10 protein-coding genes, 1 pseudogene and 1 other annotated feature are annotated in these 11549 nt (G+C 66.9%); of the genes and pseudogenes, 3 read left to right on the top strand and 8 right to left on the bottom strand.

Going from position 1 to position 11549, the window contains the following annotated elements; all coding sequences use genetic code 11:
• A pseudogene (locus HX774_RS16295) lies at nucleotides 1-233 on the bottom strand (hypothetical protein); the annotation flags it as partial.
• 255 nt (nucleotides 234-488) lie between these two features.
• Between HX774_RS16295 and HX774_RS16290 the strand changes: the two are divergent.
• Nucleotides 489-1250, top strand: coding sequence for an A24 family peptidase (locus tag HX774_RS16290; RefSeq protein ID WP_178828495.1), 762 nt, complete (start codon nucleotides 489-491; stop codon nucleotides 1248-1250).
• A 21-nt stretch (nucleotides 1251-1271) separates the two neighbouring features.
• On the opposite strand, the gene gspK is transcribed toward HX774_RS16290, so the two are convergent.
• The 6 genes from gspK to HX774_RS16260 form a co-directional block, all read right to left on the bottom strand.
• Nucleotides 1272-2258 (bottom strand): type II secretion system minor pseudopilin GspK, encoded by a 987-nt coding sequence (gspK, locus tag HX774_RS16285; RefSeq protein ID WP_178828493.1) that lies wholly within the window; start codon nucleotides 2256-2258, stop codon nucleotides 1272-1274.
• Entirely contained in the window at nucleotides 2255-2836 is a 582-nt protein-coding gene (gene gspJ / locus HX774_RS16280; protein WP_178828491.1) for a type II secretion system minor pseudopilin GspJ, read from the bottom strand. Before gspJ ends, gspK begins: the two co-directional genes overlap by 4 nt.
• Nucleotides 2833-3237 carry a type II secretion system minor pseudopilin GspI gene (gene gspI / locus HX774_RS16275; RefSeq protein WP_370523727.1) on the bottom strand — a complete coding sequence of 135 codons (405 nt, stop codon included), beginning with the start codon at nucleotides 3235-3237 and terminating at the stop codon, nucleotides 2833-2835. Before gspI ends, gspJ begins: the two co-directional genes overlap by 4 nt.
• A 97-nt stretch (nucleotides 3238-3334) precedes the next feature.
• On the bottom strand, nucleotides 3335-5959 hold the full coding sequence (locus HX774_RS16270; RefSeq protein ID WP_178828489.1) for a TonB-dependent receptor domain-containing protein: 2625 nt from the start codon (nucleotides 5957-5959) through the stop codon (nucleotides 3335-3337).
• A 70-nt stretch (nucleotides 5960-6029) separates the two neighbouring features.
• Nucleotides 6030-7505, bottom strand: a complete 1476-nt coding sequence (locus HX774_RS16265; protein ID WP_255500501.1) for a hypothetical protein — start codon at nucleotides 7503-7505, stop codon at nucleotides 6030-6032.
• On the bottom strand, nucleotides 7477-7899 hold the full coding sequence (locus HX774_RS16260) for a hypothetical protein (RefSeq protein ID WP_178828479.1): 423 nt from the start codon (nucleotides 7897-7899) through the stop codon (nucleotides 7477-7479). Before HX774_RS16260 ends, HX774_RS16265 begins: the two co-directional genes overlap by 29 nt.
• 13 nt (nucleotides 7900-7912) lie before the next feature.
• Nucleotides 7913-7976 (top strand) — a sequence feature (sul1 is cis-regulatory element that is thought to sense ions involved in sulfur or methionine metabolism; They are found in Alphaproteobacteria).
• 63 nt (nucleotides 7977-8039) lie between these two features.
• Between HX774_RS16260 and HX774_RS16255 the strand changes: the two genes are divergently transcribed.
• Both HX774_RS16255 and nhaA read left to right on the top strand, forming a co-directional pair.
• Nucleotides 8040-9524 carry a SulP family inorganic anion transporter gene (locus HX774_RS16255; RefSeq protein ID WP_178828485.1) on the top strand — a complete coding sequence of 495 codons (1485 nt, stop codon included), beginning with the start codon at nucleotides 8040-8042 and terminating at the stop codon, nucleotides 9522-9524.
• Nucleotides 9525-9731: 207 nt separating this feature from the next.
• Complete coding sequence (gene nhaA / locus HX774_RS16250; protein ID WP_255500500.1) at nucleotides 9732-10892, top strand: Na+/H+ antiporter NhaA; 1161 nt, start codon at nucleotides 9732-9734, stop codon at nucleotides 10890-10892.
• Nucleotides 10893-10901: 9 nt separating this feature from the next.
• On the opposite strand, the gene HX774_RS16245 is transcribed toward nhaA, so the two are convergent.
• On the bottom strand, nucleotides 10902-11549 hold a 648-nt coding region (locus HX774_RS16245), incomplete at its 5' end, for a hypothetical protein (protein ID WP_178828481.1).

Here is an 11549-nt window from a genome sequence, read left to right as displayed (position 1 = left end):
GTGCGGAAGAAGGCGTCGAAACGCTGGAAGATGCTGGCGTCCACAGGCGCGGCGGCGGCGTGGACGGCGATCGCCGCTTCGGGCTCAGGCGCGACGAAGATCCAGGCCAGACGTCCGGCCTGAACCGCCAGCAGGGCGACCAGGGCGATCTCGACCCCGGCGCGAATCCGCCCCGGCCGCTCGACCATAGCCGTGCGCGCCTGACGCCCCCATTCCCCGACCCGTGCGATCACGCCCGACGCTCCGAACACCCCCGAATAAGGAGACCCCGGCTGCTTACTCCAGCAGCCGGGGTCAGAGCCTCACGCGGGGATGACGACGGCGAGACGTTGTTGTGACAACGCCGCCGTATGCGGATCAGACGGGGGTCCGTGGGCTGCCGGGATGCTCGCGCAGGCGGTCGGCGAACGACATCGTTCGCGCGATTGGCCCTCCCTAAAGCGGGACGGGAGCGTTAGTGCAGAGGGGGACCGAACAGCGAGGCTGACATGGTGATCTACGCGGCCTTCCTCGGCGGGGCCGGGCTGTTCGTCGGCAGCTTTCTCGGCCTGGTCAGTTGGCGATTGCCGCGGGGTGAAGGCGTGGTGCTGGGCCGCTCTCGCTGCGGGGGGTGCGGTCGTTCCATTCCTCCCTGGCGGATGGTCCCCGTGATCAGCTGGATCATGTCGCGCGGGCGCTGCGCCGGCTGTCGCGCGACCATTCCTGTGCGCTACCCCTTGATGGAAATGGGCGCAGGACTGATCGGCGTCTGGGCCGGCCTGCATCATGCCGCTTTCGTCCCCGCTCTTCTGACGGCCGTGCTGGGCTGGCAGTTGCTTCTCCTGGCCGTGGTGGACGCCGAGAACTTCTGGCTGCCGGATCAACTCACGGCCCCTCTCTTCCTCAGCGGCGTGGCCGCAGCCTTCTGGCTTCGCCCTGATGAGCCGGCTGCAGCCCTGGCCCACGCCCTGCCAGGCGCTCTGATCGGCTTTTGCGGCCTTTGGCTGATCGGCCGCCTCTATCTGGCGGCGCGTGGGCGCGTCGGGCTGGGCGGCGGCGATCCCTTCATGCTCGGTGCGGGCGGCGCCTGGGTCGGCGCTCTGGCCCTGCCCACGACCCTCCTCTGGGCCTCGGCCGCCGGGCTCAGCCTCGTGATCGCGGGATTAGTCTCGCGGAGGTCGATCAAGGCGACCGACCGTCTGCCGTTCGGCGTCTTCCTGGCGATCGGCCTGTGGATGACCTGGCTTTACGGTCCCCTTCTCGCCTCTTGATCGTTCAGCGTGCCGCAAGACCTAGTCCGGCCTCGACCAACGCACGCCGGTGATCGACGCTCGTCCGTCCCGCCCCACCTGGATCTGGCCCGAACGCGAGGCCGAACCCCCGGCGAAATGGACGTCGATCACATAGTCGAAATAGCGCGTCTCCAGGGAAACCTGCTCATAGACAGCCGCAGGAACCGAGACCGACAGAAAGGCGGGATGCCGCCACAGGTCGAAGGTCGAGACCCAGCCGCCCGCCGGTCGCGAGGCGATCACGCGACGCGCGCCGCTCACCGACAGGGCGCCGTCGGTCAGCATAGCGAGAAGAGGCGCGTCGTCGGCATCAAGCGTATTGATGTTGAGGGGTGACAACTGTGACGTCGGCAGGGCGCAGACATAGGGACGCAGACGGGCGTAGGTCGCCGCATCCATGCCCGCGACCTGGCGAAGCTCAGAGACGTCGACCAAGAGACGCCCGCCTGTGCGCAGGGACTGATCGGGCCGGTCATAGCCCCGATCCTCGGCGCCGTCGGGAAGCACGGTCTGGTCGGAGTCGATCCAGTCGACGGTCGCGCTGGCAATACGCCGGGCGCGCCCGACAGGAACCCCCAGCAAGGTCTGAAGACGCAGAAACTGGCGAACGCCCTCGTCCCGACCGCTATAGGCGCCGCCCTGGCCCTGGACGACGCTGTTCAGATTGAAGCAGGACTGACCGTCCGAAACCGTGAGGGTGATCTCGCCCTGCTCGACAGGAAATACAAAGGGACGGCCATCCCAGGCCGGATCGATGGGCGTGCGCCCCGGATTGGCCTGGACCAGTCGGCGGATCTGGCTGAGGGCCAGCCGCTCGGTGCCGGCGGCGTGCCATTGCGCCTGGCTGGAAATCTCCGCGTTCGTGGCCCGACGGATCGAAAAGCGCACATCATCGAGCACCAGAACAACGATGACCGACAGAACCGCCGCAAGCAGCAGGACGGTCAGCAGCGCCATGCCTTCACGGTTGTCGGTTCGTGATTTCACCGCACGCCCCCGACCATGAAGGCCATGGTCACGGGACCGAACCTCGGCGTTTCGATCACCAGGTCGACGGCGTCCGGCAGGGCCGCGCCATCGGTCGTCGGCCAGCTGTTGCTGACACGCCCCCTGGAGGTGAGGGCCAGCCGCGTCGCCCCGACCCCTTCCATCAGCACCTGCGGCGGCCCCCAGTCGCCGGCGTCCACGCTCGCCCTCACCCGGCGGATCAGGCGACCGTCCGACAGCCTGTATTCAACACGCTGCAGCGAGGATCGATCAGCCTGGCCGGGATTGACCCGCCCTGTCCGCGTCAACGTCAGCAGGGCCTCGCCGCCCGACGCAACGAAGGCCGAGCCGTCCTGACCCGCGTCGGATCTGACCGAACGGTCAATCGCCTGGCCCAGGTCGGCTTTCACCGAGCGATGAACGCGCAGCAGCGCCGCTCCATCATCCGAAGCCGCCTTCACGACCTCCCGGTTGGTGATGGAGGTCGTCAGAAGCCCGACGCCCGCCGCCGCCAGAAGGCCAAAGATCAGGAGCGACACCATGACCTCGACCAGGGTGAAGCCTTCCCTGCGGGTCACGCGCCCGTGTCCCTGACCAGGGTCAGGGCCGCCGTCTCTCGCCCCTCCAGCAGCACGGCGACATCCATCCGCACCAGACCGGGCTGGTCCGTCGGCGACACCGTCCGTCGCCAGGTCCAGCGGCGTCCGGCCATATCAATGACGCCCTGGGCCAGGCCCCGGTCCGGGGGGTTGGGTGAGGCAAAGGCCTCCACCGCGACGTTCTCGGCGATGATGCCGGCCAGCAGGCGGTTTTCGACATGTACGGCTGCGCGCGTGTTCTCGCTGGCCAACCGAATGATCGTCAGCGCGACGAGACTGAACACCGCCAGCGCGACCAGGGTCTCGATGAGCGTGAAGCCGCGACGGCCGGCCAGGTTGGCCGAAGGCGCGCTGAAGCGGGAAAAAGGACGAACCGTCACGTCTGGCGACCTCCGAGACGAAGCGTCCTCTAGGGGCTTATTGTGACAGCAGGGTTGCAGCGCCCGGCGACGACAGCATCGTCGCCGGGCGCGCCGTTCAGAAGCGTGCGGTCAGGCTGACCGACGCGCTGGCGCCGAGGTCGTAGTTGTTGACGCGCACCTTCTGGCCGAGTTCTTGGTACTCGTCGTAGTCGGTCCGCAGCAGGTTGCGCAGTTCGATACCCAGGCCGAGCTCACGTCCCATGACCTCGAAGTCCTTGCGATAGACGAAGTCGAGGAAGACGCCGGGGTCCTGCACCAGGTCCGGCTCGCCCGGGCGACCGCGCGCCGAGGTGCGCTCGGAGACATAGTTCAGGATCAGGGTCGCCTGCGAACGGGCGGTGTCGTCTTCCCATCCCAGTTGCAGGTTGGCGACGTGGTCGCTCTGCCCCTGGAGGCGGCTGCCGTCCACCACGTAGAAGGAGGCGGGCTGGGCCACGCCCAGACTGTTCTGGGTGATCACCATGTCGCCTTCGCCGACGCGGACTTCCGAGTTCGAGTAGGTGTAGTTGCCCGACATCAGCCAACGCTTGTTGGCGACGAAATCAAGCCCCGCCGAGGGGAACTCGAAATACTTCTTCAGCTCGATCTCAGCGCCTTGAACGACCGCTTCCGGCGCGTTGAGGAAGGTCTGGGAGATGGAGGCGCCCTGGTCGACGACGCTGGACTCGATCGGCTTCTCCAGAAGCTTATAGAAGACCCCGAGGGTCAGGTACTGCTGGCGGGCGAAATACCATTCGTAGCGGAGGTCGTAGTTGGTGATCTCCGTATCCAGCAGATAGGGGTTGCCGATGAAGGTCCGGTCGCTTTCGACGTCGGTGTATTGCTGCGGGGCCAGTTCACGGAACTGAGGGCGACCGATGGTCTTGGACGCACCGGCCCGAAGCTGCATGTCTTCCGCAAAATTCCACGTCACGGTCGCCGCCGGCAGGGCGTAGGCCTCCTCGATCGTGCTGGGCAGGAAACCGGTCGTGCCGCCGAAGAGGTCGCGCGGGGTCACGCTCTGGCGTCCGTCCTCATAGCGGACGCCGGCCGTGAAGTTGACGGTCGGGATCAGTTCGGCCTGCAGTTGGGCATAGGCCGCATGGACCCGCAGGTCGGCCTCGTAGGCGGCGGCGCCGTTGCTGCCCGTGACCTCTTCGATCTGGAGGTAGGGGCCGATATTGTAGTCCGAGAACAGGTAGTCGACCCGCGACTTAACCTGGTCGGCCGACAGGCCGTTCGGCGCAACAAAGCGCAGATCGCGCTGCTGCGAGGTGCGGGTGTTGTCCGAGGACGCCGCGCCGACGCTGAACACCGCTTCACGGCCGCCCGACAGGTTCAGACGATAGCTCAGGTCCAGGCCGCCGCTCAGCAGATCGTCGTCGAGTTCGCTGAAGGAGATCCGGTTCGACTGGATATTGTGGACAAAGGTCCCGTCCGGCAGCTGGCCGTAGCCGAAGCGCGTCTCATAGGGGGCGTCGCGCGTCGTCTTGGCGTAGGCGAGACGCCATTTCGCCTCCCAGGCCTCGCCGAAGAAGTGTTCGCCGGCCAGCTGGGTCGAGAACAGCTGGCGAACCGACCATTCCGTATAGTCGTCGCGCACCACATTGCCGCTGAGGTAGTTGAAGCCGGCGCGCGTGCGCGCCTCCTTGGTGGTGTTGCGGGTGTAGAAGTTGGTCCAGCGCACCTCATGGTCGCCCGCCTCGAGGCTGACGCCGCCGAGCAGGTTCAGGCCGATGTCGTTCTGGGTGGACTGGAACTGATAGTCGGTGCCGACCTTCAGCTCCCCCTCGTCGATATAGCCTTCCTGGCGGACGCCTTCGCGGCTCTGCCACTTGTTGTCATAGCCCGCCACGAAGACGAGGCCGAGCGTGCCGAAGCCCAATTGCTCGGACAGGCCGCCCGAGGCCTGGAAGCCGAAGTTGACCGGGGTCTCTTCCTTTTGCAGCAGGCGCAGGGGGGCGTTCTCCAGCGACTGGCCGATGCGGCGCAGGTCGTCGTTCGAGAAGTCCGCCCCGGCGACGACGCGGCGTCCCGACTGGAAGGCGAGGCGCAGCGGCCCCGGCACATCCCGCGTGCCGTCGTCAAAGCCCGTGAAATCCGTGCGCGAGCCGAAATAGACCAGTCCCTCGCGCGCCGTCGTTTCCGAGTTCACGCCAAGAGAGGACTTGAAGTTGAAGAAGGGCTTGCTCGGCGCCGAAATGGTGGTCAGGTCGATGACGCCGCCGCCGAATTCGCCGGGATAGGCCACGGAATAGGTCTTCTGAACCGTGACCCCGGCGAGGATCTCGGACGGAAACAGGTCCAGCGGCACGACGCGTTGCAGCGGCTCGGGGCTCGGCAAGGGCGAACCGTTCAGCAGGGCGGACGAGTACCTCTCGCCCAGGCCGCGGACATAGACGAACCGCCCCTCCACGATCGACAGACCCGTGACGCGCGTCAGCGCCTCGGCGGCCGTGCCGTCGCCCGTGCGTTGCAGATCCTCGGCCGTCAGAAAGGCCGCGACCTCGGGGCTGCGGCGGTTCTGCTCGGGGATGAACCGTCCCAGGACGACGATATCGCCGATGGCGGACGGCTGATCCTGGTCGCTTGCTGCGACCGGAGCGTCAGTCGCGACCGGCGCCTCCTGAGCGAAGGCCGAAGTCGCGAGAGCCGTGGTCGCCAGAAGCAGCCCGGCCAGGGTCGAGTGGAAAGTTGTCATGATCTGCGCCTTGGGGTTCGGAGGACGATGGGAGCGAGGCGTCGAACGCCTCGCTCCCGCTCTGTCTGGCTCAGCAGGTCGAGCCGGCCTGGAAGCCGCAGGTCCAGCCGAGATACCAGGTGTCTCCGGCGTTCCGCACGGCGCCGATGTAGGTCACCGGGGTGAAGAAGCTGTAGACCGCACGGGCGTCCACCGGCGTGACCGCCGTCTCATTGGCCCCGTTGATGAAGGCCAGGACGGTGTTCTGCATGGTGGCGCCGGCCGGAGCCGTCATGGTCGAGACGCCGTTGGTCACGTTGTTGACGTTGGTGGCCGTGGTGAAGACCGCGCCGGTCGCCGCCGCATTGACGTTGGAGTCGTCTTCGAACGGACGCGAGCAGGCGAGGAAGACCGAGCGGAAGATCGGCGCATTGGTCACGGTCTGACCGTCGTCGATATCCAGGCAGGCGGCCGCCGAGGTCGACGGATTGGTGAAGATCGAGTTGATGATGGTGGGCTGGGTGCCCGTGTTCAAAGTGATGACGGCGTCAGACGCCACAGCGGCGTTGCGGCCGACAATGGTCCAGTTGGACACGCGCGGCTGGGCGAAGAAGGCCGTGCCGGAGGGCGCCGCCGACCATTCGAAGCCGCGGCTGCCGTTGGTGACGGCGGTCGGGCGCTGGGTGACGATGCCGAACTGGGCTCCGCCTCGCCAGCCGGTGTCGGTGTCCAGGCCGTCGTCGTCAGCGCCGTTGATGACGATGTGGCTCAGGTTGACCGTGCCGCCGAAGATCTCGATGCCGTCGTCAGAGCTGTTGTAAGACTGGATGTGATCGATGGTCGTGCCCGAGCCGACGCCGGCCAGGGTCAGGGCCTGAAGCTCGTTGTTGGGCGAGATTTCAAACCCGGAATACTTGATCTGGATGTAGCGCAGACGACCCGAGTTGTCGGCGGTCGTGTTGCCGCCGTAGTTGGCGCTGGTGCCCTCGACCTGACCGACGCAGGCTTCGTTCGGAGCGGTCACGCCCACCGGACAGACCGCCGTGGGCGCACGGCCCGTGACGACGATGCCGCCCCACTGGCCCTGGGAGTTGGCGGTGGTGGTGCCCTCGACGTCCTGACGGCTGGTGAAGATGATCGGGCTGGTCGCGGTGCCTTCGGCGAAGATCTGCGAGCCGCGGTTGACCAGCAGATAGTCGGCGCCGCCCGAAGCGAAGAGCTTCACGCCCGCCTCGATGGTCAGGATGCCCTGCTGGCTGCCGGCGATCGGCGAAGCCGCATTGGCGCCGCGGTCCGTGCCCACTTCAGTCCGGCCGGCGATGGAATAGATGGTGCCGGCGCGCAGCGGCACGGTCAGATTGCCGAGCACCTGCTGCGGCAGCTGGCAGGCGCGAAGCGTGCCGTTGGCGACGACGCCGACATTGGCGAATCCGGTCGGGCAGTCCGCCGCCGGCGTCCCGGGCGGAGGATTATTGCCGCCGTTGTTGCCGCCGTTATTGCCGCCGTTGCCGAAATCGCCCTCGCCCGGCGACGCGACCTCAGCGCTGCCGCAGGCTGCAAGAGCCATGACCGCAGCACCAGCCATGAGAATGTTGGACAGTCGAAGCATTGCGAAGTTCCCATAGAATGACCGGGCCGCCGCGCATCAAAGATACACATCCCGCCAGCCCCTCCGACGGAGACTTATTGGACAAGCGCAATAGTTCTGTGACAGGAATACAATTATATACTGAACAGGCAAAACAAATGCGTGCTCTGACAAAGTTTAGTTCGTCAATTTCATGTAAAATAATCAGGACAGAGATCGTTTCAAAATAGAGCTTCTGGATTTTCCACGCCAAGCCGGTAGCGGACGACAGATACGATCCAACCGACCTCAGATCGGGATCTGAACCTCTAGTCGCTTCGCAGCCGTGGGCCTCTGGCGCAGCAGACTTGCCTTTTTCGGCGGCGACCCGCATCAGATCTCTTCACCTCGGACCCGAGCCTGCCTGCAGGCCAAGGGTGGCTATCCCGTCCGCCGATCCGTCGGGAAAATTCGAGGCTGCCCATGACCTCGGTCGAGCGCCGGATCTTGCAGCCGACCTGAAGACGAACCTCTATGACCCTTATCGCTTCCGCGCGTCAGCAATGGCTCGCCAGTCCGCGCCGCGACCTGCTGGCCGGGACTGTCGTGGCCCTGGCCCTCATCCCTGAAGCCATCGCCTTTTCCATCATCGCCGGGGTCGACCCGGCGGTCGGTCTGTACGCCAGCGTCATCATCGCCGTGACCATCTCCCTGGTCGGCGGACGCCCGGCCATGATCTCCGCCGCGACCGGCGCCATGGCCCTGCTGATGGTCACGCTCGTGCGCGACCACGGCCTGGAGTACCTGTTCGCCGCCTCTCTGCTTTGCGGGGTGTTCCAAATCATCATCGGCCTGCTGAAGCTGGGCCGCTACATCAAGTTCGTCAGCCGCAGCGTCATGACAGGCTTCGTCAACTCGCTGGCCATCCTGATCTTCCTGGCCCAGATGCCCGAACTGATTGGGGCCAACTGGCAAACCTTCGCCCTGGTGGGCGCAGCTCTGGTCATCATCTACGGTCTGCCGCGCCTGACCAGAGCCGTGCCCTCGCCCCTGGTGGCCATCGTCCTGCTGAGCGGCTTCGTGATCTGGACCGGCCTGGACGTGCGGACGGTCGGCGACATGGGCCAGATGCCCTCAACGCTCCCGATGTTCCATCTTCCCAGCGTCCCCCTGACCTGGGAGACCTTCGCCATCATCGCCCCGGTCTCCGCGACCCTGGCCTTCGTGGGACTGCTGGAGAGCTTGCTGACCGCCAACCTGATCGACGACATCACCGACACGCCTTCCGACAAGGACCGGGAAAGCCGTGGTCAGGGCATCGCCAACATCGCGTCGGGCTTCTTCGGCGGCATGGCGGGCTGCGCCATGATCGGCCAGTCGATGATCAACGTCACCTCCGGCGCACGCGGTCGGCTCTCGACCCTGTGGGCGGGCCTTTTCCTGCTGTTCCTGATCCTGGTCCTTCAGGACTGGGTCGCGCGCATTCCCATGGCGGCCCTGGTGGCGGTCATGATCATGGTCTCGGTCGGGACCTTTGACTGGGGCTCCATTCGCAACCTGCGCACGACGCCGCTGCAATCCTCCGTGGTCATGATCGCCACGACCGGCACGGTGGTGGCCACCCACGACCTGTCCAAGGGCGTCGTCCTGGGCGTGGTCCTGTCGGCGATCTTCTTCATGCGCAAGGTCGGCAAGACCCTGATCGTGGCCGAGATCCCTACGCCTGAACCCGGCGTGCTGCGCTACAGGGTTTCAGGCCAGCTCTTCTTTGCCTCCGCCGAGCTTTTCGCCGCCGGTTTCGAGCATCATGGACGCACCGAACGGGTCGAGATCGACATGAGCGACGCCCATCTGTGGGACCTGACCGGCGTCGCCGCCCTGGACAAGGTCGTCTTCCGCTACCGCCGGCAAGGCGCCGTCGTCGAGGTCACGGGCCTGAACGCCGCCGGAAGCGCCCTGGTCGATCGGCTGGGCCGCTTTGAGAAGGACCACCTACCGTCGCAGGCGGGGGCGCACTAACCCCTGATCGGCGCCAAGGCCGAGGCGCGCGCGAAGGCGCCCTGCATCAAGAGACGATCTCGCGCGTTCCGCCCCCATCGACAGTAGAGCCGCAAAACGGCGGGCCCGCGCCGGCTAGCCATGACCGTTTGCGGTGCGCCGGAGAAACGGAACAGGACGACGCCCCCGATCCACGGACGACGCCGTCCGAAACATGGGAGCCACGGCTTGTCCCGTCGCAAGCGGCCTCGATCAGCCCTTCGGAGCCTGCTTCGGAGCGAAGCCGCCGGCGGCGTCGTCCTGATCGCCGCCGCCGGCCTGGCGCTCGCGGTCGCCAACTCGCCCATCTCCGACGCCTATTTCGCGGCGCTGCACGCCCCGCTCGCCGGCCTCGACGCGCTGCACTGGGTCAACGACGGGCTGATGACCCTGTTCTTTCTCCTGATCGGACTCGAGATCAAACGCGAGTTGCTGGACGGAGAACTGGCGACATGGTCGCGTCGCGCCCTGCCCGGCGTCGCCGCTGCGGCGGGCATGGCGGTCCCGGCCCTGGTCTATGTCGCCGTTCAGGATTTCGGATCGACCGCCCTCCACGGCTGGGCGATTCCGGCGGCGACCGACATCGCCTTTGCCCTGGGCGTCCTGGCCCTGCTCGGCTCGCGGGTCCCCGCCTCCTTGAAAGTCTTCCTGACCGCCCTGGCCATCATCGACGACCTCGGCGCGGTAGTGATCATCGCGGCCTTCTACACGGTCGATCTGACGCCGTGGGCGCTGGCGGCCTCGGGCGGGGCCGTCGCCGTGCTTATCGGACTTAGTCGGGCGAAGACGGCCGCCCTCGCGCCCTATCTGATCGTCGGCGCGGCGCTCTGGGGGTTCATGCTGCAGTCCGGCGTCCACGCCGCCCTGTCGGGAACGGTCCTGGCCATGACCATCCCGCTGCGCCGCACCCCCGGCGCGGTCGAGGACGTCGCATCGCCGCTCCACAGGCTGGAGCACGGGCTCCAGCCCTGGGTCGCCTTCGCCGTCGTTCCGATCTTCGGCTTCGCCAACGCCGGCGTCTCCTTTGCGGGGACGTCCTTCGCCGCCCTTCTGGCGCCGATCCCGCTGGGCGTGGCAGCCGGGCTTTTCCTGGGAAAGCAGATCGGCGTCTTCGGCGTGTCCTGGCTCGCAATCCGGCTGAACATCGCCGACCTCCCGGCCAGGGCGACATGGAGGCAGTTCTATGGGGTGTCCGTGCTTTGCGGCATTGGTTTCACGATGAGCCTCTTCATCGGCCTGTCGGCCTTCTCGAGTCCCGGACAGCAGGACGCCGTCAAGCTGGGGGTGCTCGTCGGGTCCGGCCTGTCGGCCCTGGTGGGCATGGCCGTACTGCTGCCGCGCTCCCGCTGAAGGACGGCCCTAGCCTGGCCGCCACTCGCTCAACAGGGCGCCGCTCGCCTCTTCATAGGCGACCCGGTCGAGCACGACGGCGACCACGCAGACCGGCCGCTGGTCGGGATTGTCCGCCTGGCACCGAACAGCGCGTCCGTCCGGGAACGCCGCCAGACGCCCCTCCAGACGAAGGCGATAGCCGTCTTCAGGGGCAGAAGGCGTCTGTCCCGCCTCGAGCCGCCGGGTAAAGGCGTAGGCGCGGCCGCTGCGCCGGCCAATTCGCGATCCCCCCTTCTCGAACACAGCCGCCAGGGCCACCGTCTGGGGCGAGGCCTCCGCTCCGGCCGAGCGCAAAGGATCGCCCTCCACTCGGGGACAGTCTTCGGACATCATCCAGGGTCGCGGCGCCCAGAAGCCCTCCACCGCCTCCCACGGGGACTCTGGTCCGGCAGCGACGAGCGCAGACTCGGTCCAGTCGATGGGCGTCATCGACAGGCGCGCCGCGCGCCCGTCCCGGCTCCATGACCAGCGTGCCAGGCCGTCCGGCGTCCCCGCCGCCTCCGATGCGGCCGGGCCCGTGCAGCCAAAGGCGATGCGAACGGAAAAGCGCCGCCCGACGAGGCTTTCCCCGCTCTGCGGCTGACCTGCGGCATAGGTCGACGCCGCCGCCGACGC

The organism is Brevundimonas sp. P7753 (assembly GCF_013386595.1).
GTDB classification, from domain to species: Bacteria; Pseudomonadota; Alphaproteobacteria; order Caulobacterales; family Caulobacteraceae; genus Brevundimonas; species Brevundimonas bullata.
This window is presented reverse-complemented; position numbering and strand designations above follow the sequence as displayed.

Coding starts and splice junctions, on each gene's coding strand:
- HX774_RS16270 (WP_178828489.1), bottom strand. CDS start 5,959: ATGACAACTTTCCACTCGACCCTGGCCGGGCTGCTTCTGGCGACCACG.
- HX774_RS16255 (WP_178828485.1), top strand. CDS start 8,040: ATGACCCTTATCGCTTCCGCGCGTCAGCAATGGCTCGCCAGTCCGCGC.
- HX774_RS16290 (WP_178828495.1), top strand. CDS start 489: ATGGTGATCTACGCGGCCTTCCTCGGCGGGGCCGGGCTGTTCGTCGGC.
- HX774_RS16260 (WP_178828479.1), bottom strand. CDS start 7,899: ATGCGGGTCGCCGCCGAAAAAGGCAAGTCTGCTGCGCCAGAGGCCCAC.
- HX774_RS16265 (WP_255500501.1), bottom strand. CDS start 7,505: ATGGCTCTTGCAGCCTGCGGCAGCGCTGAGGTCGCGTCGCCGGGCGAG.